Here is a 25987-nt window from a genome sequence, read left to right as displayed (position 1 = left end):
CAGCAAGTTTGCCAAGTAAACGGCGCCACTTCTTGGGCGAGCGGAATTGGATTCGCATCGTCCTGATCGTCGTTTCAATGTTGGTGCTGGCGTGGTTTTCGGCGGCTCAAGCCGTAGGCGATATTGCCGCTGCGCGAGCCCCCAGGTTGGCTGCGCGTTTTTCCCCATCCCATGCCGCTGCCCTCGCTGAGCTCGCTGCCCTCGAAGCCGGAATTGGCAATCGAGCACTTGCAGTTCGTCTCGCGGAGGAATCCATACGGCAGACCGCTGTGCCGACCCCCGCAATAAGCGTGTTGGCTTCCTTGGAGGCAACCGAGGGCAATCGGCGTGTAGCGAGCAATCTGTTCAATTATGTTTCAAGCCTCAGCAGGCGCGAGGCTGGAGCACAGATGTGGCTGAGCCAAGATGCGATGCTCGTTGGCGATTCCGACGCGGCTCTTAAACATCTGAATGCGGCACTGCGCGTGTCCAAAAGCAACCAAACGCAGCTTTTCCAGCTTTTGACATTGTTGCTGTCAGTGGACACGCTCGTGGATCCAATCAGTCAGGTCTTCCGGTCGGACCCGCCTTGGTTGGCGGGCTTCATTGCACATGCTACGCAACATCCTCGATCCCTTCCGAACTTAGCTCGTATCATGATCCAGTTGCCTGACGACTCGTCAGCTAAACGTCCTGGAACTCAGGAACAAATCAGCGACGCAATGGTCGAAGCAGGACTTTACCCTGACGCACATCGGTTTCTTAAAACGTTGGTGCCTGGCTATGGATCCGCGGCCGTCTGGGATCCAGGATTTACGTCTCAGAATAGCTATGGACCCCTTCAATGGGAATACGAGCAACATACCGCGAGAGGCGCGTATCAAGAACGCGGAGGGGGCCTCCGTTACGAAGCTGACAGTGGGAAGGGAGGGCTAGTTGCTAGGCAGATTCTATCACTGACGCCGGGCGCCTACATCTTGACGACCATCGGCACCAGTCCATCGCCCTCTTCGGATGGCGAAGCCATATGGCTCCTGCGTTGCGCCGGAACAGGGGCATTAGAACTGGTGAGACTGGCAGTCCCCGACGGGAAAGAGAAATCGGGATCCGATGTTGCCTTTTCTGTTCCGCCAGAATCATGTTCGAATCAATCACTCGAGCTTCATCTGCTTGCTTCTTTTTCGCCTGGGGGGTTGGAAGGAACCGTACATAAGGTTGATATTCATTCGATCGCGAAGAATTGATCTGCGCGAGATCCGGACGAGTGCTCCTTGGCGCACTTGGCAGATAACACTGGCTAGGGGGCGTGTCGGGACGGTACGGTTCTTAAAGAATCTCGGATGAATCGGTGGGGCATTGTCGAGGATCGAAAGTTCAACAGGCCCCTTGCGGGGACTTGCGCGACATCATCCGCCGGGAGGATCTTTCATCGTCACCTGAACCTAGGCGCACTTACTTAGGTGCTTCGTCAGTGGTAGCCCCAGTTCAAATTAGTTATCTCACGGTCCTGTGAGGCGCATGACCAGGTCGCAGCTGCTGCCTAGGTTAGATGTGCTCTAGAATCGGAACCATGTGCAGACCGGGCGGCTTCCCTTCGGACTCCTATCTAGGGTGCTCAAGCCGCCGCGGTGACTGCCTCAGATGTCGTCGGCGCGACCTTTCGAGGGTGGCTTGTTCCTTCGACCGTTTAGCACATTCAAGGTCTCATTAGTTAACAAGTGGTGAAAGGATACTGGATGAAGGTTGCAGTAACGGGGGCCAGTGGTTTCGTTGGAAGACACTTGATACCGCGACTGGCTGCCTCGGGTATTACAACGGTGTTAATCGGGAGGGATCCTGCGCGGCTGAAGGCTCAGTTTCCAGAGAGCTCTTGTTTCGGATATAACGAGCTCGAGCATTTAGCAGGATGCGCGGCCATCATCCACTTAGCCGTTATGAACAACAATAAAGCGGGGACTGTTTCAGAGTTTATATCTGCCAACGTCACTCTTCTCTCCAAAGTGGTAGAAGCGGCTGAATTGTATGGAGTCAAGCGAATAGTCAACATCTCATCATCGCACGTTCTAGATAATACTGTCCGAAGCGGCTATGCGATTTCAAAAACAATGGCCGTAGAGCTTCTCAGAAGTAAGGAAAATGTGGAGACTGTCAATATCGTTTGCTCCAAAATTTTCGACAAGCCAAAAGATGGAAGCGGAGTTAGGAGCGGTTTTGTAGCCAACACAGTTTGGGCAGTTATTTCCGCGATTAAACCAGTGGTCGACGTGTCTGAGGTTGTCGATAATGTGATTGAAGCGTGTTATGGGAGGCGTCGGGGAACGATAATTTGTTCAAGCGACCAAGCCGATAACTATGTCTATCGTTTCGGAAAAAGAACGCTAGATCTTTGCGTAGCGACAGCTGTGAGCTTGTTCCTGAGTTGGGCTATTGCATTGATCTGGATCGCTGTTCGTTTGACCTCGTCCGGACCCGCCATCTTTGCTCAAGCGCGCGTCGGCGAAAATGGACGGATTTTTATATGCTACAAATTTCGAACGATGCATTCTGGGACTCGACAAGCTGCGACCCATGAAATCTCCAGCAGCGCCGTCACTCCTCTTGGTTCTTGGCTTCGGAGGACCAAGCTTGATGAACTGCCGCAGGTCTGGAATGTTTTTAGGGGAGACATCAGCTTTGTCGGGCCCCGTCCGTGCCTGCCAGTTCAATCGGAGCTCATAGAGGAGCGGATGCGTCGTCGGGTTTATGCGGTGAAACCTGGAATCACAGGACTGGCCCAAATTAACGATATCGACATGAGTCACCCTGGGCGCTTGGCCGAGTGGGATGCTCGATATGTTGCACTTCGCTCCCTCTGGAACGACATTCGAATTATGATGCTGACGATCCTTGGGCGAGGTAAGGGCGATCGGACGATCGCGAACTGAGAACAATTATCGTGTCGGGTTGCGCGCCAGCGCAATGATGTCGGCCGCCATTGCCTGCATAATGGAGCTTCTTGCGAAATTTTGGGCGAAGGCAGTGCGCGCAATGTGCGGTGGGCCAGAGCGCAGGCGATCGAACGCGGCCACCATCCCGTGCGCATCGCATGGGTCAAATACCTCTACTCCCGCCACATGGTCACGAAGAAATTCGGCAGCGTAACCTCCAACACCGGCTAATATCGGCTTTCCGGTGGCAGCATATTCGAAAAGCTTTGACGGAAGGACCTTTTTGAACGCTTCAAGGTCGTTCAAATGCAGGAAAAGGATGTCCGCATTCGCATAGTAATTTTTGAGCTCGTCTCGCGCGACGGGTGAATGCAATTCTACGTTATTGATGTTCTGATTTTCTAGTTCCGTCACAAGATGTGCTTTTCGTCCCCCATCTCCGATGATGCGGATGTTCGCTCGATCCCCGAGAATAGTGGCAGCAGCCGGCACTATGTTATGCAAGCCCTGACCCTCACCTATGTTTCCGGCATAAAGTATTGAGGCGGGTACAGTATAGGAGTCGCGTACATTGAAAGACGCATCAATGAACTCGTCGTCAATTCCATTCGTGTACAAACGAAACGGATATCCGGGCTTGAGCTTTTGAAAATAAGGTAGAAATCCCGCCGAAACAAGATTAACTCCGGTGGCTCGCTGGATTGTTCGGTTCTCTAGCCATCGGAAGACCGGCAGAGTTAACCGTAGCGGGCTGGACTGAAGAATGTCATTCATCGTGTCGGTGAATATGTCGCGAATATCAAGATAGAGGGCACTACGTGTGCGCTTTGCGACCTGCGCTCCTAGGGCGGCTGTCATGAGTCGGGACGATGTGGCCACGACCATGTTCCGTTGGTGGCTACCGACGTAAGCTAGAACTCGCCGAGCGAAATGAATAAAACTAATAGCCTGATCGAACATTCCGCTTTCGTGATTTGGCACCGCGAAGCGGCGGATCTTTAGCCAGCCATGATCTTCGAAATCCAATGTGTCATTCTGAAAGCTTGAATACCGATTTGGCTTGCTAGTTATGATTTCCAACTGAAGGTCGGCACCAGCGACTTTGCGTAGAGCGCTAGCAAGCGCTTCGGCTCGAAAGGAACCAGCGCAGAGGTCCGGTGGAAAGTAGAACGTTATCATTAGTATTTTCATCGATTCACCAGCTGAGTCGCGTTGTGTGTTTCTGTGGTAGGTCGGCCCGGCCGGTTAACCGTAGTCGGAAACTGGCGATTGGTTTTCCAAACTCCGGGTGCCAACATGAGGGTTCAATAACTATTGTGGTCGCATCATTGCTGACAACGGAAGCCACGGAGGCGTCGCTCGTAGTATCAACCAGATGAACCTCCGACCCGCTCTGGGAGACAGCTTTGATGCCGGGTGCCAAGTGAAGGAGAATATCGACCTGATGGATGCCTTTGCCTGTAACCTCATCCTCAATGAGCAACTCGTGGTCCGTGAGCCGCCATGTGCGCCTGTGCAGTGGCCGACCTGGCAAATGGGTATAGCCGTCGTGAGTGCCTGAGAGGACAACGCCCAGATGATCAGATGAGGCGCGTACGTCCAGGGGATAGGCGCGGCGGCCTACGCGAAAGCTCGCCCACACCTCCGAGGAGTTTTGCCCGTCAACGACAGCGGTCGAATGAGCGTCCGTCGACCTGTCGCGCGAGCGTGCGGGCCCCACGCCATAGTTAGACGTGCCAGAATTCACGATCACCCTACGGCTTCCCAATGATAGCTCGAAACTCAGCGTGTCGGCGTGCGCGTGGCCCGGTAAATAGTCCGGCCCGATACGGGCGACGTCTGCTAGAACAACGGCGGGACCACGCTGCAATCGAACATACCCGCTGTGTTGGAAGTAAGTTATTGGCTCTTGCGCATGGTTAGCAGCAAAGCCAACACGGCTTGCATAGGAAAAAAGCTCGTGTGGACTTGGTGCAATACCCATGGCTGCATCGTTGAAAAACGAGATCTCCCCGTCGGGGTGGCACATGCGGTCGAGCCATGCCAGCATCAGGGGTACCTTCCCTGCGAGGCGCTGCCTTGTCTCGTTAATACTAATTCGAACGGAAGCCGGTGCCGCAGCAAAAAGGTTGATGAGGTCAAGCAGGTCTTCGATCGCTAATGCGTGGTACATTGTACTGAGTTCAAAGTGTCCTCCGTCGGGAAGAATCTGTTCGTCTAACTGTTTTTCGACTACATCCAGCCCGGTGTCGAGCCATCTGGACGCTTCCGCTCCTTCGAAATAGATTCCCGCGAAGATCAACGCCTTGGCGTTACAAAACAGGTGATTTCCTAGCAAGTGGCGCTCAAGGCGACGCATCAGCCAGCGAGCTTGAACGGCAAGGCTCTGGACAGCTTGGGCAGAAAGCTGTCGATGCTCCAAATCCCATTTTATCCAGTTAACGATCCGAAGCGAAGTTGGATAAGGTGCCCATCCCGTCCCGGTAGAAGGCGGATTGTTGCGCAACCAACTCTCGATGAGGGCCGAGTGCCAACTCGCCCGAGCTAGCCCACCATCTGCATTAAGGTCATCAAAATAATGCTGATTATAGCGCCAAAGGGTTTCGAGTGAATCACCATCCCAGCCATAATCATCAAGACTGGCGCGCTTATTCAAGAAGCAGAATTCGGTCGGCCCGATCAAGCTCGGCCGCCGCCTCGCAGGCAATGCCCAGCCAACAAAGGGCTGCCGGACGGGAGGTGCAGGAGAATGATCTGGGCTCGGCTGTGAACAGCGGAGATACACGCGCCAATATATTTGCTCAGGCCGAAGATGCCGAAGGGTGCGCCAATATCGGGTGATCGAGGATAGTATGTGCACAAACGTGCTTCCATTGCATGTGGGGATCGTGCCTCTTGGGCCGGTCGTGCGGTGGGTACCGCCGGTTATCTCGAATGTTCGAGGAAATCTACACTGGCGTTGGCCTTTTCCGGGCCCGAGGTCCCGCCTCGAAGGACGGCCTTGGTAGCGCTCAGCGTCTGTCTTGCGCCCGGCCGGTCCCTGAAGATTGTGCGCCGCACTAGAACAGTCGGCTTGCCACGGCCGGATGCGGGCGGGCCGATGGAGGTTGCTGCTTGCCGATACGGCAGCCACCTGTTAGCGAGCCGACCTGAAAATGCCACAAGGATGAGGGCCCTTCCTATCCTCAGATAAACATAAAACCACCGGTCGAGTGCCGCTCTTCCGTCGCGCGGGGTGCACCCGCGTCTCACCATCCGGCACCCGAATCTTAGACATGCGCAATCGATATGGACACGGGCCCGGCTCGATGACACACAAGACTAAAATTCTACTTGTCTTTGGCACAAGGCCTGAGGCCATAAAAATGGCTCCAGTGGCTAAGTGTTTAGCCGGCTTGGATTGGGTGGATCTGCGTGTGTGTGTCACAGCGCAGCATCGCGAGATGCTTGATCAGGTCCTCAATCTATTTCGCATCGTCCCAGATTACGACCTCGACCTCATGCGGCCGGGACAGGATTTGTTTGATATCACTTGTGGTGTCTTATCTGGATTGAAGCCCATCCTCAGGGATTTCAAACCCGATCTAGTGTTGGTTCACGGTGACACGGGCACGACGCTAGCTGGCTCGCTAGCTGCTTATTATGAGAGAGCGACCGTCGGCCACGTGGAAGCAGGCTTGCGCACCGGAAACATTTATTCGCCCTGGCCTGAGGAGGTCAATCGACGAGTTGCGGGTGCAATCACCCGGCTACACTTCGCCCCGACGAACGGTTCGGCTGAAAATTTGCGCGCTGAGAACGTGCCTTCGGAGCACATTTTCGTGACCGGGAATACCGTGATTGATGCGCTTCACGAGGTGGTTGGTAGACTAGATCAAGACCAATCAATGCGCGATGATGTCGAGGCTCGCTTCAACCTGGATTCAGCGAGGCGGCTGCTTCTTGTCACAGGCCATCGACGCGAAAGCTTCGGCGGAGGGTTCGAAAAGATTTGCGCAGCCCTGGCCCGGCTTGCCGAGCGAGATGATCTGCAGATCGTCTACCCTGTTCATCTCAATCCTAACGTGAAAGAACCGGTCGAGGCTCGTCTGGGAAAGCTCCCAAATGTGCATCTCGTCACTCCGCAGGATTATCTTCCATTCGTTTACCTGATGAACCGGGCAGATGTCATACTCACTGACTCGGGTGGCGTGCAGGAGGAGGCGCCGTCGCTTGGCAAGCCGGTGCTTGTCATGCGTGATACGACCGAGCGGCCTGAGGCCGTCGACGCGGGCACCGTGCGGTTAGTGGGGACCGACGCCGACCTCATCGTCTCCAGCGTCACTCGTCTGCTCGACGACCGTGCCGAGTATGAATCTATGAGCTTTGCTCACAACCCCTATGGTGATGGTCAGGCGGCAGGCCGAATTGTGGCTGCCATCGAGCAATGGGCGACCAATCGCTGAGCGTATCAAAGAGGAGTGCAATGGCCTTCGAGTTTCAGACTGTGTCCGTCATCGGCCTCGGCTATATCGGGCTGCCGACGGCAGCGATGTTCGCCTCGCGAAGGCTCAAGGTCATCGGCGTAGACGTAAATCCCCGTGCGGTGGACACGATCAACCGGGGCGAGATCCACATCGTTGAACCCGATCTCGACATCGCGGTTCACTCGGCGGTGACTGAAGGGTATCTTCGCGCGACATCGCACCCAGAGAGGGCTGACGCCTTTCTTATCGCCGTGCCTACTCCCTTCCGAGGAAACAATCATGAGCCGGATCTTAGCTATATCGAAGCCGCGGCGCGAGCGATCGCACCAGTGCTGCGTCCGGGTAACCTGGTGGTACTGGAATCTACGTCGCCAGTGGGTGCAACGGATCAACTCGTACTTTGGTTAGCTGCAGCGCGTCCGGATTTAAGCTTCCCGCACCAGTGCGGCGACGCTTCAGATATCCGTGTGGCGTATTGCCCTGAGCGTGTGCTCCCCGGCAAGGTCATGATGGAACTGATCCACAACGACCGAGTGATCGGCGGTATGACGCCGCGTTGCTCCGAGGCCGCGGTCGCGCTTTACCGTATCTTCGTGGAAGGCGACTGTGTGGTCACAAGCGCTCGGACGGCCGAAATGGCGAAGCTGACGGAAAACAGCTTTCGCGACGTCAATATCGCGTTCGCTAATGAGCTGTCGATTATCTGTGACAAGCTTGGCATCGACGTATGGGAGTTGATCGGGCTTGCGAACCGCCATCCCCGGGTAAGCATTCTGCAACCCGGCCCCGGCGTCGGTGGGCATTGCATAGCGGTTGATCCTTGGTTCATTGTTTCCAGCGCGCCTCATGAGGCTCGGCTGATCCAGACGGCGCGCGAAGTCAACGACGCTAAACCCGCTTGGGTGGTGACTAAGGTCGACGAGGCGGTTGCTGGTCATTTGACGGAGTTTCCTGATAAAGAGCCCATCGACGTGACGATCGCGTGCTATGGCCTGAGCTTCAAGGCTGACATCAATGATTTGCGTGAGAGTCCCGCGTTAGCGATCGCGGAGGCTATCGCCTATAAGCATCCCGGCCGAGTTGTTGCCGTAGAACCAAACATCGACGCTTTGTCATCCGGCTCGGGCAAGCTCAAATTTCTGCGAAATGTCGACGGAGTCGCTGCTGACGTTCATGTGATGCTGGTCGATCATCGGCAGTTCAAGGACATGGCTAGACCGAGCGGTGCCGTCGTTGACGTGCGGGGTCTCTGGCGCCCCTGAAGGCCGAAACCCGTAAGATGGTCGCTCAACGCAGGAAGCGCAATGAACAAGTATGTGTCGAAACGAACTGCCATGTCCGACGGGAGTGATTACTTGTCTCCGAACTCGGAGTATCATTCTTCACGGTTTAAGTTCGTCTTCGCTCTGTTGTTTTTTAGGGTCGTGCTCGACCTTTGCTACGTCTTTTATATGCACTTGGCGTTCGGTACCCATTTTCTCACTCCGATGCCGCTAGCCTTCGATCCGTTCCGTTACTTAATGTCTTATGTGATAGCGATCATACCGTCGCTCTTCGTGCCCTATGACAAACGCGATTTCAGCGGAATGTTTTTTCTGATCGTGCTTCTGTTCCTGTATATCCCGATGACGTGCATGTTCGGGCTTGACGTTCAGAAGAGCTATACTGCTATCATTATGTGTTTGATAGCCATTGCAACTTGTTTCGTCATTTCCAAGGTAGAGCTAACTAACGCGAGACTTCCTATTTTTGCCAACGGCGAGAAGTATGCCATATTCATTTCGTATATATTTGTCGCGTACTTCGTATTATACGTATTTTACTCTGGTGCGCTGTCCAATGTTAATTTCGATCTAGAAAAGATGTATGACTACAGGGAGTTATCGACCGAAATATTGGACACGGGTATATTCGCCTATCTTAATCTTTGGACTCAGAAAATATTCAATCCGTTTATCTTGGCCATTGGGATATACCGCCGAAATCGTCTTATGGTGATTACAGCTATTCTTGCTCAGATTTTCTTTTTTGCTGTTACTCAGCACAGGTCTCATTTATTCCTTCCGATACTAGTATATCTCGCCTCCCAGCTTTATGTTCGAAGAGTTTCCATAAGTGGGCTAATCGCAGGTTCTGGTATTTTGATCGGAACGCTCCTGTCGGTGACGGTTGTAATGGAGCTAGAAACAATTCCATCTCTGGTCATTAGAAGAGCGTTTTTTGTTCCGGCCTCCATTACATTTGACTGGATTGAGTTTTTTTCGGATTTGCCAAAGATTTATTGGTCCGACGGTATTTTGAGCTTCTTTATTGATACTCGCTACAATGGCCAGTCCATTCCATGGTACATCGGCTACTATGTTTCCAATGGAATGGAAGTCGCATTCAATGTCGGCCTTATCGGCTCCGGATATGCTCAAGCCGGCTATTTCGGAGTGATTTTATATGCGGTCATTTTGGGACTGATGGTCAAAATGGTGAACACCATGATCCATAGTGGCTTGCCGGCATTCTTGCCGGCGGCATTGCTCTTCAGCCCGGTCCGTGTCGCGTGGGCCGATGCCGACGTGTTGACCGCATTGCTGAGCCACGGCATTTTCGTCGGAATTGTCGTGATGTGGCTGTACGGATCGCACAACGCGTCTCGCCGGGTTTCGAAACGCCTGCGGGCCGACTCTACGGGTGGCGGGGCCGAGCAGCCAGCTGCCTCAGTTCACTGACAGACTAATGCGGAATTAACGAGGGCATGCGCGGACTTGTGAGGCAACGTGCTCTAGTGCAACGCGTGCGGATTCTCGCCGAGCGATTCCCCTTTATCACGAACGTTGCGCTGCTCACGTCGGGAACAATCGTGGGCCAAGCCATCACAGTGCTGGTGCTGCCAGTATTGACGCGCTTCTACTCGCCCGACGCATTCGGCTTGCTCGGCATCTACATGTCGGTCCTTATGATGATCTCTCCGGCCGCCTGCGCGCGGTTCGAACTCGCGATCCCGCTGCCGCAGCGCGATGAAGACGCCATCAACCTGCTAGCGCTTTCGATTATAGCCGCGACCGTGGTTTCCGCCGTTCTCGGGATCATAACGGTGGCTGGCCCGTCCGTCGTGGCTGCTATGCTGCGGCAACCCCGTATCGAACCTTACCTATGGATGATACCGCTTGGTATCTGGTTCACAGCTCTCTATTCGGCCATCCAACTTTGGTCGATCCGAAAGGGTCGCTATCGCGACGTTGCGCGGACGCAACTGATCCGTGCCATTGGCGGTTCCGGTGGTCAGGTTGGCTTCGGTGTCGCCGCCTGGTCGCCTTTTGGGCTGTTGTTCGGCTATTTGCTTTATTCGGGGCTGGGATCTTTCGGACTGGGGCGCCTGCTCTGGCTGCGGGAACGGAAGCTGCTGCATGCGATCAGCTGGACGGCCCTGCGCCGCAACTTGCGAGAGCAACGGCGGTTTCCATTGTTTTCCGTGCCCGAGTCATTGTGTGACGCGGCGGCAAACAACCTGCCCCTATTGCTGATTGCTTCAATCGGAGGCGCGCGCGAGGCAGGATTCATGTTACTGGCGCAGCGGATAACCAGCATCCCCGTCGCGCTGATCGGGACGAACATCTCCCGTGTCTATCTTGCCGAAGGGGCAGGGCGCCATCGGCGCGGGGAACTGGGGGCATTCACTCGCAAGGTCATGCGCCACCTGCTTTTCGTCGGTGCGGGACCGTTCCTTATTCTGGCGATAGTGGCTCCAATCGCGTTTGCCTGGGTCTTCGGCAGTGAATGGGATCGTGCTGGCGTAATGGTGACGTGGCTGGTCCCTAGTATGATGCTGCAGTTCTTGGCGTCGCCGGTCTCCACCATTATGGCGGTCACGCAGAAACAGCATGTATCTTTCCTGCTTCAGCTGTACGGCCTCGTGACAATGATCGCAGCGATTGGACTAGCGGCCGCGATCGCGCCAGATGCGAGCTTCGAGTTCTTTGCCGTCGCATCGGCGAGCTATTATGCGGCCTATGTCATAGTCGTTCTCCATCGCACCTGGCGCTGCGCCGCCGCCGAGTAGGATTTTTAGCGTATGTGTGGAATTGCCGGCTGCTTTACCGTCCATCCTGCGGAAACGGATGGCGAGGCCTTGAAAAGAGCACTTCTCCGTCTAGCCCATCGGGGCCCGAACGGCCGAGGGGCCAAGTCACTCGGGACCGACGCCGGTCAATTGTCGCTAGGGCACCGCCGGCTTTCAATCATCGATCTTTCCGATGCCGGCCTGCAGCCAATGACTTCGGCTGATGGTCGGTTTACGATCGTCTTCAACGGCGAGATTTACAACTACGTAGAGCTGCGCGATGAATTGCGTGGCCGCGGACGCACTTTTCAGACTCGTACGGACACCGAAGTGCTGCTGCAGACTTGGGCAGAATGGGGGTCGAATGCCTTGGACAGGCTGGACGGAATGTTCGCCTTCGCAATCTATGACCGCGTAAATCAAACGCTGTGCTGCGCGCGGGACCCGTTCGGCATCAAGCCCCTATTCTACAGCGCGTCAGCAAAGGGTTTTGCGTTCGCCTCGGAAATCCCCGCATTGCTTGAATTCGGCCTTTTCCCGCCGCGGATCAACCGAGCTCGCGCCCACGCTTTTCTCTGCTGGGGCGACTACGACGACGGCGCTGATACGTTCTACGAGAACGTTTTTCATCTTCGTCCTGGCGAGTTGATGACGATTGACCTCAGACATGAGCCGCTTGCCCAACCGTCACTCAAACGTTGGTGGAAACCCGAAATCACGGAACGCACTAACATCAGCTTTGAGTCGGCCGCCGATGGAGTCCGCGAACTATTTCTGCAGAGCGTTCGCCGTCAACTTCGCAGTGACGTTGCAGTCGGGGCGACCTTGTCGGGGGGTGTTGATTCGTCGGCCATTGTCTGTGCTATAAGGCATCTCGAACCGGATTTTCCCATCCTGACCTTCAGCTATGCCGCGGATTGCGACCGTTTAGGTGAGCGGAAATGGGCGCAGGTCGTCAACTCCCATGTGGGAGCTGTGCCGCACTGGGTTGACGACCGATCGGACGATCTGTTTGGTGAGCTTGACGACATCATAGCTGCTCAGGGCGAGCCGTTCGGATCGACCAGCATCGCTGCGGGTTATCGCGTATTACGCCTGGCCCATGACAACGGCGTTACCGTCACCCTCGATGGTCAAGGCGCCGACGAGATGTTGGCGGGCTATAATGGGTATCCGGCGGCGGCTATTCGCAGCCGACTTGATCGTCATGCTTATGGCGAATTGGTGCGCTTCATCTGGCGTTGGAAGCAATGGCCGGGTCGGAGCTGGAAATGGGCGGCGTTGCATCTTGGCGATGCGATAGTCCCGTCAGAGCTGCGTGATGCAGCTTTCCGCATGATCGGCCACAGCCCCACGCCTGCTTGGATAAACGAGGGGCGCCTAAGGGACTCTGGGGTTATCCCGGAGCCTGCAGCGCGACTGCCGGAAGAGGCGGAGGGACACGGCCGCAGACTGGCTGAACGGCTGCGAACTGCGTTGACAATAAACCGCCTGCCCGCGCTGTTGCGGCATGGCGATCGGAACTCAATGCGCTGGTCAATAGAAAGCCGCGTTCCCTTTCTAACCCCCGACCTGGCGCGCTTCACCCTTGCCCTGCCGGAAGACTATCTACTCAGCCCGAATGCGCAGACGAAACATGTCTTTCGTCATGCTATGCGAGGGATCATGCCCAATGCCATACTCGACCGCCGCGACAAAATCGGGTTCGAAACGCCGGAGCGCGCAATGCTGAACCGTTCGCGCGAAAGAGTCGATAAATGGTTGGACGCAGCCCGCGACGTCGATTTCCTCAACTTTGAACCCTTACGGCGCGAAGTCCATCGGATATTGGATGGGGCCGCACCGTTCAGCTTCAAGGCGTGGCGCATTATCAATTTCTGTCGGTGGATTGAACTGCAGACGGGTCAGATTCGGTAGAGCAGAAGGACGTGTGCGGATGATCGGCACCTGGATTGAAGCATTTTTGTACGCACTTGCTCGAATACAGAAAAAGACGCGTTTAAGTGCCGTTCGGTCTAGTGTTATCGATCCTACTTCTGCGGTTGAGGCTGGCAGCCAAGTAGTTGACTCATCGTTCGGTAGGCATTCTTACTGCGGTTACAACTGTACAATACTCAATACATCAATCGGGTCTTTCTGTTCTATATCAGACGAAGTATACATAGGGGGATCATCGCATCCGATGCATTTTGTCTCAACGAGTCCGGTGTTTCTGAAACACGAAGATAGCGTGAAGGCTAAATTCTCGCGACACGGTTACAACCACATGCCGCGGACCGTCGTAGGCAACGATGTTTGGATCGGGCACGGAGCCAAGGTTCGCGCGGGTGTCAGGATCGGACACGGAGCGGTCATTGGAATGGGTGCCGTTGTTACGCGGGATGTCGGCCCCTATTCGGTTGTAGCCGGCAATCCCGCTCGCGAACTAAGGCGTCGCTTCGATGAGGGCACGATAGAACTGCTCTTAAAGAGCGCGTGGTGGGATTTCGATGATCACCACTTAACTGAAGCCGCCAAGAATTTCCCGGACCCGAAAGCGTTCATCAGGGCAGAGAAGCTCGCATGAGAATAGCACATCTCTGCCTATCTTGCTTCTACGTCGATGGCATGAGCTATCAGGAGAACGAACTAGTAAGGGAACATGTTCGTGCCGGCCATGATGTCGAGGTGATCGCGTCCACGGAGACGATGAATCCTCGTGAGGGGCTGATATATGTGGAGCCCACGCGCTATCTGGGAGAGGACGGTGCGTGGGTAACACGCTTGCCCTATCGCCGCTGGCTTCCTCACAAAATCATGAGAAAGCTACGAGCCCATCCCGGAGTCTATGATCGCCTGCGAGCGTTTCGCCCGGATGTCATTCTCTTTCACGGCGCATGCGGCTGGGAACTTCGAGCCGCCGCACGCTACGTTCGCGATCATCCCGGAGTGCTATTGTACGTCGACAGCCACGAGGACACAAATAACAGTGCACGAGGTTTCATATCACGTGAGTTCCTGCATAGACGCTTCTACGGACCTGTCTTGCGTAGTGCCTTACCGCAGGTGAGCAAAATACTAGCGGTTTCCATCGAGGCGGTAGATTTCGTCAAAGACATCTACAAGGCGCCACCGGATATGCTGGAGTTTTATCCGTTAGGTGGGCACCCGCTTCAGGACGTCGACTACTATTCGCGACGCCGGCGAATGCGCGAACGGCTCGAAATCGGCGAAGGGCAAGTCGCAATCGTCCAGTCGGGCAAGCAGACTCCGCGCAAGAAGCTGATCGAGGCGCTCGACGCTTTTAGTCAGGTTAGCGATCCTTCATTGCGCCTGTTCATTGCTGGGGCACTGCAGAAGAGCATTCGCGCGGCTGCTGAGCAGCGCTTTGCGGCCGATGATCGGATACGCTTCATTGGTTGGCAGGATCGTGAGGCTCTAACTGATCTGCTTTGCGCTGCCGACATCTATCTGCAGCCCGGTACGCAGTCTGCGACGATGCAGCACAGCCTATGCTGCCGGTGCGCCGTGATTCTTGACGATGTGCCGGCGCATGTTCCTTATCAGCGAGAGAACGGTTGGTTTGTGTCCGATCAGGCCGGATTAGTGGCTGCGATGCGGGAGGCTAGCTCAGCTGACCTCATCTCAATGCAGACAAATTCTCGGCAACTCGCTATGGACATGCTTGACTATTCGGTTCTCGCAGAGCGCATCCTGCGATAGGTGCAGCGCTGCTCCCAGTTCGGCAAGGAAGAACCGCGGCGTAGTCCAGCGGAACGACAGAAGGTTTGATATGGCGGATCGTCAGTACCAGATTTGCGTCAATTGCGTGATGGACACGAGCGACAGCGAGATCGTGTTCGATGATCGCGGCGTTTGCGACCATTGCCGCGGCTTCGAGCGAAATGTGCTGCCGAAATGGCACCCCAATGAGCAAGGGCGACAGATGGTCGCCAAGACCATCGAACAGATCAAGGAGAGCGGAAAGGGAAGGCAATTCGATTCGATTCTAGGGATGTCGGGTGGACTTGATAGCTCCTACATGCTGCACCTGATCGTGAAGAAATTCGGCCTAAGGCCGCTCGTGTTCCATGTGGACGGGGGCTGGAACAGCGACATCGCCGTGAATAACATCGAAATGCTCGTTAGTAAGTTAGGGTTGGACCTTTACACGGAAGTAATCAATTGGGATGAAATGCGTGACTTCCAGCTTGCCTTCTTTAAATCAGGCGTACCGCATCTCGACATTCCTCAAGATCATGCCTTCGTTGCTACTTTATACCATTTCGCGCATAAGCACAAAATAAAGTATATCATGAACGGTGGGAATATCTCTACGGAATGCGTGCGCAATCCCAAAGAATGGCTGTACTACGGAACGGACATGGCGCAAATCAAAGATATTCACCGTCGTTTTGGGTCAAGGCCGTTAAAAACATATCCCCTTAGCTCAATTCTGTTTCATAAGGTTTACCTGCGATATCTTCGTGGCGTTCGTGTGTTCAAGCCGCTCGACCTATTGCCATATACTAAGCAGCACGCGATAGATACACTCTCCAGTCTATACGGTTGGAAGCCGTATCCGCAGAAGCATTTCGAAAGCCGTTTCACGAAATTTTTTGAGGGCTATTGGTTGCCGACTCGCTTCGGTTATGACACTCGACGAGTGCAGTTCTCATCACTCATTTTGACGAAGCAGATGACGCGGGACGAAGCGTTGGGTGAACTGAAAAAGCCAGCGTACGACCCGGAATCGATTGCCGACGATTTCGAATACATGGCTAGCAAGCTTCGCATCAGCACCGAAGAGTTGAGGCGATATCACGAGATGCCACGCAGAACTTATCGCGACTACCGCAATCAAGAATGGATGTTCGACCTAGGCGCAAAGGTATTGCAGACGCTCGGGGTCGAGCGGGCGATCAAGAGATGAGCGGCAATGATCGGAATCATTGATTATGGGTCGGGCAATGTCGCTGCCATCATGAACATTCTTCGACGGCAGCGTATCCCCCATGTGCTGTCGGGTGTTCCGCGGGAGCTCGCCGCTGCTGACCGCTACATTCTGCCTGGCGTTGGCGCGTTCGATCCCACAATGGATAGTCTGCTGCGATCCGGCATTGTCGCTGCGTTGAATGAGCAGGTCATCGGCAAGGGCAAGCACGTACTTGGTATCTGCGTGGGCATGCATTTGCTTGCCGAAGGCAGTGAGGAGGGCAACCTCCCGGGTTTGGGTTGGATTCAAGGCCGGATTCGCAGGATCGACCTCGCAGGGCTGGAGCGCCCCAAGTTGCCACATATGGGCTGGAACTCGGTCTCAGGCTGTGAACGATCGCCGCTGTTCCACGGCATCGATTCTCGCCACGGCTTTTACTTTCTGCACAGCTATTACTTTGATGCTTCGGTCGGGAGCGAGGTAGTTGCGCATGTCGATTATGGAAATACGTTCCCTTGCGCCGTCGAGCGAGGCAACATTTTCGGAGTTCAGTTTCATCCTGAAAAGAGTCATTCCAATGGCGTCCGCATCCTCAGAAACTTTGCGGAACTAGCCTGATGCTGCGTTCGCGTATCGTGCCATCACTGTTGTTGCGGGGCGGGGGTCTGGTCAAAACGCGTCAGTTTGCGGGCGAAAAATACGTTGGAGATCCGATCAACGCGGTCAGGATTTTCAATGAGAAGGAAGTTGACGAACTCGTTATCTTCGACATTGATGCAAGCGCGCAGGGGCGTGAGCCAGACTATGATCTCCTAAAGAGCATCGCAGCGGAGAGTCGCATGCCGCTGTGCTACGGGGGAGGTGTCTCGAGTGCTGACCAAGCTTCACGAATACTAAAACTCGGCTTCGAGAAGATTTCAATCAGCAGCGCCGCGGTAGCGCGTCCCGAACTCGTGCGCGAAATGGCGGACGCGATCGGTCGGCAAAGCGTTGTAGTGACAACCGATGTACGTAAGGCCGGGCTGCTCGGACGCTACTATGTTTACACCCACAACGGCCGCCACAAGACCAAATTGAAGCCGATAGAGTTTCTTCAAGAGGTTGAGCGGCTTGGCGCGGGGGAGGCCGTCATCAACTCAATCGATCGTGATGGCATGATGCAGGGTTATGATATCGAACTCGCGAGTTCAGTGCGCGACGCCATTTCAATTCCCCTTACAATCCTCGGGGGAGCAGGTTCGGTTGGAGACATGAAACAGTTGATCGACACAGTAGGAATTGTGGGCGCGGCTGCAGGAAGCCTGTTCGTCTTTACCGGCGTTTATCGCGCCGTCCTTATTTCGTACGCTCGTCCCTGACGCGCTAACCGAGCAGGCACATCGCAGTCGACATGAAACAAATTCTTCAGAATCTCCAGTCGGGGCAGTCGGAGCTTGTTATGGCGCCGGCGCCACAGGCCCGCCCAAACCATGTTCTGATCGATACGACCAAGTCTCTGATCTCGTCCGGCACCGAAAGAATGTTGGTCGATTTTGGAAAAGCCGGCTTGTTTGCAAAGGCACGCCAGCAGCCGGAAAAGGTCGCGCAGGTGCTAGCAAAGGCTCGTGCCGACGGCGTGATGACGACTGTTGACGCGGTGCGATCCAAATTGTCGCAGCCGCTTCCACTCGGTTACTGCAATGTTGGACGAGTGGCCGAGACCGGTGCAGGCGTTGCCGGCTTCAAGCCTGGTGACCGTGTTGTTTCGAACGGTCCGCACGCCGATGTGGTCAGCGTGCCGAAGAACCTATGCGCTCGCATTCCAGACAGCGTTAGCGACGAGGAGGCCGCGTTCACAGTCGTCGCGAGCATAGGTCTGCAGGGTATCAGGCTGGCCCAACCGACTCTGGGTGAGGCGTTTGTAGTGACTGGCGCCGGGCTAATCGGGCTTTTGACGATTCAGCTTCTGCTGGCGCACGGGTGCCGCGTTCTCGCGATTGATTTCGATAACGACAAGCTTGCCTTGGCCCGAGTTTTTGGCGCTATGACGTGCAATCCAGCCGAAGGCGAGGATCCGATCGCTGCCGGAATGACGTTGAGCCGCGGCATCGGGGTCGACGGCGTGATTATAACCGCCTCTACCAAATCCTCTGAACCGGTGAGCGAGGCTGCGCGAATGTCGCGCAAGCGTGGGCGCATCGTGCTGGTCGGCGTCACGGGTCTCACGCTCAACCGTGCTGATTTCTACGAAAAGGAATTAAGTTTCCAAGTCTCATGTTCATATGGTCCTGGCCGTTATGATCCCAGCTACGAAGAGCATGGGCAGGACTATCCGGTAGGCTTCGTACGCTGGTCGGAGCAGCGCAATTTCGAAGCGGTAGTGGACATGATGGCGTCGGGACGCCTACGGGTGATGCCACTCATCTCTCACCGCTACGCGTTCGAGGATGCGGCTTCGGCTTATTCCGTGCTCACGCAAGATAAACGCGCGCTCGGGATCCTGCTAACCTACGACCATCCAATCGATGATCGCCATGGTCGTTCCGTACAACTACGAGAACCGTCCCCGACCCCTCACGCTAACACGCCCATTGTGGGCTTCATCGGTGCCGGCAACTACGCGTCCCGTATGCTGATTCCGGCTTTTCGAAATGCCGGTGCAGCATTGCATAGCGTTGCATCCGCCGGTGGTGTCAGCAGCGTTGTGCAGGGGAGGCGGCTCGGCTTTGATCGCGCGACGTCCGACACAGGAGCTTTGCTAGCCGACACGGAAGTGAACACTATCGTCATTGCCACCCGTCATGACAGTCATGCGAGCCTCACCGTCGAAGCGCTTAACGCAGGCAAGCACGTCTTTGTCGAAAAGCCGCTCGCGTTGACGCTCGACGAACTAGCGGCGATCCGCGAAGCCCAACTCGCGGGGGGGCGGCTGCTAATGGTCGGGTTTAATCGTCGCTTCGCGCCGCTCGTAAGAACGATGAAGCGCCTACTCGATTCGACAGGCGAACCAAAATCGATAATCATGGTGATGAACGCGGGGAACATTCCCTCTGACCACTGGACGCAGGATCCGGCGGTCGGGGGCGGACGCATCATTGGTGAAGCGTGCCACCACATCGACCTGATGCGTTTTCTGGTCGGGGCGCCGATCACCTCGGTAACAGCGCGGCGGATGGGTGATTCCGACGCTGTATCCGTTACCGAGGACAAAGCGGTAATCACGCTCGGATTTGCGGACGGATCCTTTGGAACGGTCCATTATCTTGCCAATGGTGGGGTGTCGTTCCCGAAGGAGCGAATAGAGGTCTTTTCGGCGGGTCGAACGCTTCAACTGGATAACTTCATCCGGCTCCGCGGATACAATTGGCCTCGTTTCCGGCGGCAGAGACTCTGGCGCCAGGACAAGGGGCAGGATGCTTGCGCCAAGGCTTTTTTGGCTGCCGTGGAACAGGGGGGCGAGTCCCCCATTTCATTCCCCGAGCTCGATGAGGTGACTCAAGTCACCATTCAAGCCGCGAACTTGCTGCGCAGGCAGGAATAAGGCAGAAACTGCGGTGCTGAGGTAAGCGATGACCCTAGCAGTCTCTCGGCGCCGGTTGGTTAGTTTTCTCGGCGCAGTGTCAGCATTGTCACTGCTCGGCGGCGATCAGAATGCCTTCGGTGCGGAATATTCGGTAACCCGCGCGTTCGAGACTTTTCTTGAGAGCAGCGCTTCGGATTTCACTGCAGCCCTTGAGGCGGCGGTCGATTGGTCTTCACGCACTCGAGGCGTCGTCACGTTCTCTGGAACGCATCGCCTGAGTCAAACCGTCATCGTGAAAAAGCCGGTCCGTTTCCGGTTTCTAGATGCTCTATTCGAAATCGAAGGCAGCCCCAAGGCGGCGATATCCAATGGTGCCGTTGGGCCGATGGGCTTCCTTTTTCAGGACGTCCCCGACTTGCAGCTATCTGGCAAGGCATATTTCTCTGGCGTAAGCACAGGCTCCGAAAGCGAGTTGGCCGGTATTGTCATCGATTCCTGTGAACGCGTCCGATCAGAGGCGCATTTCACGTTTAAGCAGCTGGCCATCGGAATGTTCGCGCTGTGGTGTGACGATGGGATATTCGGAGATATCGACGCGACAATGATGAAGGGACGACAACCATTTGGATCAAATGGAACTGCTGGAAGCGCTCTTGTGCTGGTCGGCTGCCGAAATTCGCATTTCGGGCGAATTAGTTCCCGCTCGAATTACAAGCCGGTCCTATACTGCTCCGTGGGCTACGATCGAAACAACCGCGCGATCGACAATGAAGGGTGCACCGTCGGGCCTATCCATGCTACCGCATTTCCCGGCTCAGGAGAGTCTGCATTGATTGCCGTGCGGTCCGCGCGAAATTGCGAGTTTTCTACTGCGACCGGTCAGGGCTTTGCGTTTGGTTATTATATTGAGCGCTACGACACCGACGAGGACTTCAGTGTCGACGGTAACTTGTTTGGTCCTCTGACGGGTGATTTCCAAGATACTGGAGCCTCCGCCGATGCGGCAATCATCCAATCAGCCCAGACGGCCGCCGTACCCGTTGGGTCTAATCACGTTCAAAGCGTTGAAGTCTCGTGCGGAGGCGAGTTCGGGATCGCCATATTATCAGGTGCCCTGTCATGTGATCGAATTGAAGTCACAGGAGGGGACAGGCCGATCGTTGTAGCCAATGCTTCGCTGAGCGCGAAATCCATCACCGTAAAGGGTCAGCGAAGGGAAGCCATAACAACGGGGGGGGCGGCAATGTTGGCGGTGCAGGTGATTAACATAGATTCTGGCAGCATGAGTGGCGCTGCTAGCGCGCTTCGCTACCATCCTGCGTTCGGCAATGATGTGTCCGCATCCATGAGAGTGGGCACCATCCGCTACCGTCATAACGGTGCGGGCACACCACTCCAGTATATTATCTATGATCCCGAACACTCGCAGAACCACTGGAGCATTGGGACGATCGACGGAACTCCGACGGTCGCGGACGGGCAGTTCCGCTCCGGAGTAAGGGTGAACTTCCGTAATGAACACGCGCTGCCGGTGGAAAAGTAACAAGGCGCAGCGATGGCGCTCCTCGACGGAGCGCCGACCATCGCGGCATGAGATGGAAATAGGGTTGTCTGCGTGCGGCCGAGTCGATAGAGCCCGCTCCCGTAACGTCTGTATGTCCCAGGATTTATGGGTATCCAAAACTCGCAGCATCAATCCGCGGTCGAGCGGTATCGGTCGCGCCAAGCGACCATTGGCATTGTAGGACTTGGCTATGTCGGCCAGCCGCTTGCATTTTGTTTTGTCGAGGGCGGGCAAAAGGTGCTCGGTTTCGACGTCAACCGGCGTGTCGTGGACCTACTTAATTCGGGTCAAAGCACGATCGAACATATCGGCGCTGATCGCGTTGCTAGCGCGCTTTCGTCCGGATTTGAGGCGACCACGGACTATGCCCGCGTCGCCGAGGCTGATTGCCTCATTATCTGTGTGCCTACGCCGCTGAACCGCAATCGTGAACCGGACATGTCGTACATTCGTGCGACCATGGCATCGATCGAACCTCATCTGCGGGAAGGCCAATTCATAGCACTTGAGAGTACTACCTTCCCCGGTACAATCGACGACGAGGTATTGCCCGTCGTCCATCGGCGGGGGCTGGTTCCTGGCGAGACGATATTCGTAGCGTATTCCCCGGAGCGGGAGGATCCGGGCCGCAAGGACTATTCCACGCGCACCATCCCGAAGCTCTTGGGCGGCGTAACGCCTGTATGCACCGAAGTGGGGGTTGCCTGCTATGAGGCGGCGATCAACACGATCGTGCCTGTATCGTCGACCAAAGTTGCCGAACTGGCTAAGCTACTCGAGAATATTCAGCGGGCGGTGAACATAGGTTTGGTGAACGAGATGAAGATCGTGGCCGACCGGATGGGCATTGATATCCACGATGTTATCGATGCTGCGGCGACTAAGCCCTTCGGTTTCGTACCCTATTATCCTGGACCTGGCCTCGGCGGTCACTGCATTCCCATCGATCCATTTTATCTGACATGGAAGGCGCGGGAATACGGGATCAACACGCGCTTCATTGAGCTTGCCGGCGAGGTGAACGGCGCCATGCCTGACTTCGTTGTGCACAAGATTGCAATGGCGCTCAATGATCGGTTTAAATGTATCAAGGGTGCGCGAGTACTGGTGTTGGGTATCGCGTACAAGCCGGATGTTGACGACATGCGCGAGTCGCCGTCGGTCATCATCATGGAAAAGCTGCGTGATCTTGGAGCTGAGTTATCTTACAGCGATCCCCATATTCCTGTATTTCCCGAGACGCGCGAACACCACTTTACGATGACTAGCGTTTCTCTAGATCCTGAAACGCTCAAAAGCTACGATTGTGTGCTCCTAGCTACCCATCATGCTGCGTTTGATTATGACATGCTCCTTGAGCATGCCCCACTGATCGTGGACACTCGCGGCCGATATCGTGGCGACAATCTGAACGTCGTGTGCGCATGAGGGGCGATAGGGTGGCCATCGCCCAGGTCGGATGCGGCTATTGGGGTCGTAATCTCGCACGTAATTTTGCTGAGCTAGGGGTGCTCGTCGGCGTAGTCGACGGAGATCCTGCAGTGGCTGAGCGGATTTCGGCGGCGACCGCGGCGCCCGTCCGCAGTCTTGAGGAAGTACTCGCTGATCCTATGATTGACGGGATTTCCTTAGCGACACCAGCGGTGAGTCACTCCTCGTTGGCGCTCCGCGCGATTGCGGCGGGCAAGCATGTCTTCATAGAAAAGCCCTTGGCGCTCACTCCGGATGATGCCGAGCGGGTGGTTGCTGCGGCTGCTGCGACCGATCGCGTGCTGATGGTCGGGCATCTGCTGCGCTACCATCCAATTTTTCTTGCGCTCCAAAAACTCGTTGAGAGTGGCGCACTGGGCCGGTTGCGCTACATATACTCGAACCGGCTGAGCCTCGGTAAATTTCGTACCGAAGAGGACGTGCTCTGGTCGTTCGCGCCTCACGATCTTTCGATGGTGCTAGCCCTAGCGGACGCCATGCCGGATCGTGTCTCCGCCCAAGGTGCATCCTTTGTCACGGACGGTATTGTGGACTGGTGCACCTGCCAGCTCGGCTTCCCGTCGGGCCTTTCTGGGCACATTCAGGTTAGTTGGGCGCATCCCTTCAAGGAACAGAGACTTGTCGTTGTAGGCGACGAGGCGATGGCCGTGTTTGAGGATAGCGAGCCCGAATGGGGCCGGCGGCTCGCACTGTACCGCCATCGCATCGACTGCAACGGACCAGTGCCTGTTCCGGATAAGGCTGAGGCTGAGTTCGTGATGGTGCCTAGAGCGGAGCCACTTCGAAGCGAATGTGAGCACTTCATAATGAGCATTGTGTCAGGTGTTACGCCGCGGACGGATGGCGAGGAAGGCCTGCGTGTGCTCAAGGTACTCGACCGGGCCCGTCGAGACCTGATGCAGATGCGGCCGGTCGCCTAGCGACGGCACGGGAGATTCACCATGTTCAATATCGATAAGCGCGCTAGACTCCGCGAGTTCGCCACGTACTTTGACGAAATTGCACGCGACATTGATTTCTATACAATAGGCAAAGTCCCGACGCGCGTCGAATGCCGGTTGGTACCTATCACCGACCGCCGCCATATTCGGGAGGCCGCATCTTGTTCCGGTATCGTCGGCTTTATTTGCCCTGCTGATCTGGTCGACGACGTTCCGCCCGATGTAGGCTGTGCCATTTCCAGCGATCCGATCGCAGCAGCCTATTACGTCCACCGGGAACTATGCGGGCGAAGCGGCTACTTCTGGAGCGATTTCGACACTGTGATCGCTCCGGATGCGTTCGTGCATCCGCGCGCCTACATCGATCCGCGTAACGTTCGGATCGGACCGGGAAGCTGGGTCGGCCCGAATGCAGTGGTCCAAGAGCGCTCTATCATCGGCTCGGGATGCCGGATAGGCGCCGGCACGGTCATTGGCAGCGAAGCCTATGAAATTGCCCCCATCGGTGGCCGTAATCGGCTACAGGCTCATGCGGGCGGCGTATGGATCGGGAACAATGTGGTTTTCTGTAGTAATAGCGCCGTGGCCCGCAGCATTTATCCGGTATTTACTCGGATCGGGGACGATTGCTCTTTCGACAATCTGGTTCATGTAGCGCATGATTGTGAGTTGGAAGCGGGGTGCAAGATGACCGCCTGCTCGATGTTGTCGGGACGGGTCGATTTAGCGGCGGGAGCCTATCTCGGGCCCAATTCCACTGTCTCCAACGGTTTGCAGATTGGCGAGAAAAGCGTGGTGACGATCGGAGCGACGGTCGTACGCAACGTACGGAATGGGGCCAGAGTAACTGGCAACTTCGCGATTGATCACGACAAATTTATCCGAAATCTCAAGGCGACTGTGCGCTGATTCAGCGGAGATTCGCCTCGCCCTTTCACTAGGACATGCCATGACCATCCAGTTTATCGACCTAGCCGCACAGCAGCAACGCCTTCGCGGCCGGATTGATCAGGCGATCGGCGAGGTGCTCGATCAAGGTGCTTATATCATGGGGCCGCAAGTCAAGCACTTCGAGGCTGAACTAGCAAGATTCTGCGGCGCCAAGCATGTTATAAGCTGCGGCAACGGCACCGATGCGCTTCAGCTTACTCTGATGGCGCTGGGTGTTGGTGCGGGCGATGCGGTGCTGGTGCCAACCTTCACATTCGCGGCTACCGCCGAGGTAGTGCCAATGATCGGCGCGACTCCGGTGTTCGTCGACAGCGACGAAGCGACCTTCAACATGGACCCTTCGAGCCTTGAGCGCGCGATTGGCGAAGCGCGCGCCCAGGGGTTTAATCCTCGCGTGGTGATCCCGGTAGACTTGTTCGGTCTTCCGGCAAATATGCCTAGGATAGAGACAATCGCGGCGCGCGAAGGACTCGATGTAGTGTGCGACAGCGCACAAGGTTTCGGTGGCATCATTAACAGCAGGATGACCGGAACGTTTGGACGGGCGACCACAACCTCTTTCTTTCCAGCCAAACCGCTTGGCTGCTATGGAGATGGCGGTGCGATCTTCACCGATGACGACGAGCTCGGCAAGTTGATCGATTCGCTCCGTGTGCACGGCAAAGGCTCGGACAAATATGACAACGTGCGCGTTGGAATGAATAGCCGGCTCGACACTCTTCAGGCGGCAATTCTGTCCGTTAAGCTTTCCGTCTATGCGGACGAGATTGAAGCGCGAAATCGCGTGGCGGCCCGATATCATGAGGGGTTGTCGAACGTAGTTACGACCCCTTCGGTGCCCGAGGGATATCAATCGGTATGGGCTCAATACACTATCAAAGTCGCCGATCGGGTGGAGCGTGCCCATGTTCAGGATTCGCTGAAGGCGGCTAGCATTCCAACTGCTGTCTATTATCCGCTGCCGCTTCACCAGCAAACGGCGTACAGCGAGTATCCGCGCGACCCCGACGGCTGTGCGTCCGCTGACTCGCTGAGCCAGCGCGTGCTGAGTTTGCCAATGCATCCCTATCTCGATGAACTGAGCCAAAGCCGCGTAATAGACGCGCTCCACGAGGCTTTAACGGCCGGCAGCTAACTTGGACTCCTTCAATCGCATGATCGCATGATGTCGAGCGGGTTCGATCGGATTGCTTGAAGGCG

At 55.7% G+C, this 25987-nt stretch carries 20 protein-coding genes; 18 read left to right on the top strand and 2 right to left on the bottom strand.

Going from position 1 to position 25987, the window contains the following annotated elements:
• Positions 1–32 precede the first annotated feature (32 nt).
• Positions 33–1223: a hypothetical protein gene (locus tag DF286_RS14940; RefSeq protein ID WP_146193553.1), complete on the top strand. Its 1191-nt coding sequence runs from the start codon at positions 33–35 to the stop codon at positions 1221–1223.
• A 492-nt stretch (positions 1224–1715) separates the two neighbouring features.
• Positions 1716–2903 (top strand): sugar transferase, encoded by a 1188-nt coding sequence (locus DF286_RS03915; RefSeq protein WP_207789998.1) that lies wholly within the window; start codon positions 1716–1718, stop codon positions 2901–2903.
• A 6-nt stretch (positions 2904–2909) separates the two neighbouring features.
• On the opposite strand, the gene DF286_RS03910 is transcribed toward DF286_RS03915, so the two are convergent.
• Complete coding sequence (locus DF286_RS03910) at positions 2910–4085, bottom strand: glycosyltransferase family 4 protein (protein ID WP_207789997.1); 1176 nt, start codon at positions 4083–4085, stop codon at positions 2910–2912.
• Positions 4086–4101: 16 nt separating this feature from the next.
• Positions 4102–5589, bottom strand: coding sequence for a heparinase II/III family protein (locus tag DF286_RS03905; RefSeq protein ID WP_146193552.1), 1488 nt, complete (start codon positions 5587–5589; stop codon positions 4102–4104).
• A 625-nt stretch (positions 5590–6214) separates the two neighbouring features.
• Here DF286_RS03905 and wecB point away from each other — a divergent pair.
• The 16 genes from wecB to DF286_RS03825 all read left to right on the top strand — a co-directional run bounded on the left by wecB (position 6215) and on the right by DF286_RS03825 (position 25922).
• Positions 6215–7351, top strand: a complete 1137-nt coding sequence (gene wecB / locus DF286_RS03900) for a non-hydrolyzing UDP-N-acetylglucosamine 2-epimerase (RefSeq protein ID WP_109270244.1) — start codon at positions 6215–6217, stop codon at positions 7349–7351.
• Positions 7352–7371: 20 nt separating this feature from the next.
• Positions 7372–8634, top strand: coding sequence for a UDP-N-acetyl-D-mannosamine dehydrogenase (gene wecC, locus DF286_RS03895; RefSeq protein ID WP_109270243.1), 1263 nt, complete (start codon positions 7372–7374; stop codon positions 8632–8634).
• A 42-nt stretch (positions 8635–8676) separates the two neighbouring features.
• Positions 8677–10092 (top strand): hypothetical protein, encoded by a 1416-nt coding sequence (locus DF286_RS03890; RefSeq protein ID WP_109270242.1) that lies wholly within the window; start codon positions 8677–8679, stop codon positions 10090–10092.
• Positions 10093–10157: 65 nt separating this feature from the next.
• Positions 10158–11423: a lipopolysaccharide biosynthesis protein gene (locus DF286_RS03885; RefSeq protein WP_158274617.1), complete on the top strand. Its 1266-nt coding sequence runs from the start codon at positions 10158–10160 to the stop codon at positions 11421–11423.
• A gap of 12 nt (positions 11424–11435) precedes the next feature.
• Positions 11436–13340: an asparagine synthase (glutamine-hydrolyzing) gene (gene asnB, locus DF286_RS03880; RefSeq protein WP_109270240.1), complete on the top strand. Its 1905-nt coding sequence runs from the start codon at positions 11436–11438 to the stop codon at positions 13338–13340.
• Between the two features lie 19 nt (positions 13341–13359).
• Positions 13360–13989: a CatB-related O-acetyltransferase gene (locus tag DF286_RS15075; protein WP_158274616.1), complete on the top strand. Its 630-nt coding sequence runs from the start codon at positions 13360–13362 to the stop codon at positions 13987–13989.
• Complete coding sequence (locus DF286_RS03870) at positions 13986–15125, top strand: glycosyltransferase family 4 protein (protein WP_109270238.1); 1140 nt, start codon at positions 13986–13988, stop codon at positions 15123–15125. Before DF286_RS15075 ends, DF286_RS03870 begins: the two co-directional genes overlap by 4 nt.
• 70 nt (positions 15126–15195) lie before the next feature.
• On the top strand, positions 15196–16335 hold the full coding sequence (locus DF286_RS03865; RefSeq protein WP_109270237.1) for an N-acetyl sugar amidotransferase: 1140 nt from the start codon (positions 15196–15198) through the stop codon (positions 16333–16335).
• 6 nt (positions 16336–16341) lie between these two features.
• The gene (gene hisH / locus DF286_RS03860; protein WP_109270236.1) at positions 16342–16956 is read left to right on the top strand and encodes an imidazole glycerol phosphate synthase subunit HisH; all 615 of its coding nucleotides are present in this window, start codon (positions 16342–16344) and stop codon (positions 16954–16956) included.
• Positions 16956–17696, top strand: a complete 741-nt coding sequence (locus DF286_RS03855) for an AglZ/HisF2 family acetamidino modification protein (RefSeq protein ID WP_109270235.1) — start codon at positions 16956–16958, stop codon at positions 17694–17696. The genes hisH and DF286_RS03855 overlap by 1 nt, the downstream gene beginning before the upstream one ends.
• Before the next feature lie 32 nt (positions 17697–17728).
• Complete coding sequence (locus DF286_RS03850) at positions 17729–19858, top strand: bi-domain-containing oxidoreductase (RefSeq protein ID WP_109270234.1); 2130 nt, start codon at positions 17729–17731, stop codon at positions 19856–19858.
• A 28-nt stretch (positions 19859–19886) separates the two neighbouring features.
• Positions 19887–21383 (top strand): hypothetical protein, encoded by a 1497-nt coding sequence (locus tag DF286_RS03845; RefSeq protein ID WP_109270233.1) that lies wholly within the window; start codon positions 19887–19889, stop codon positions 21381–21383.
• A 126-nt stretch (positions 21384–21509) separates the two neighbouring features.
• Positions 21510–22832, top strand: coding sequence for a nucleotide sugar dehydrogenase (locus DF286_RS03840; RefSeq protein ID WP_109270232.1), 1323 nt, complete (start codon positions 21510–21512; stop codon positions 22830–22832).
• Positions 22833–22843: 11 nt separating this feature from the next.
• Complete coding sequence (locus DF286_RS03835) at positions 22844–23815, top strand: Gfo/Idh/MocA family protein (RefSeq protein ID WP_207789996.1); 972 nt, start codon at positions 22844–22846, stop codon at positions 23813–23815.
• A 21-nt stretch (positions 23816–23836) separates the two neighbouring features.
• Complete coding sequence (locus tag DF286_RS03830; protein ID WP_109270230.1) at positions 23837–24745, top strand: LbetaH domain-containing protein; 909 nt, start codon at positions 23837–23839, stop codon at positions 24743–24745.
• Between the two features lie 40 nt (positions 24746–24785).
• The gene (locus DF286_RS03825; protein ID WP_109270229.1) at positions 24786–25922 is read left to right on the top strand and encodes a DegT/DnrJ/EryC1/StrS family aminotransferase; all 1137 of its coding nucleotides are present in this window, start codon (positions 24786–24788) and stop codon (positions 25920–25922) included.
• The last annotated feature ends 65 nt before the right edge of the window (positions 25923–25987 follow it).

The sequence above is a fragment of the Sphingosinicella humi genome, assembly GCF_003129465.1.
Classification (GTDB): Bacteria; Pseudomonadota; Alphaproteobacteria; order Sphingomonadales; family Sphingomonadaceae; genus Allosphingosinicella; species Allosphingosinicella humi.
Note: the sequence above shows the minus strand (reverse complement) of the source record. Positions and strands in the feature narration are given on the sequence as shown.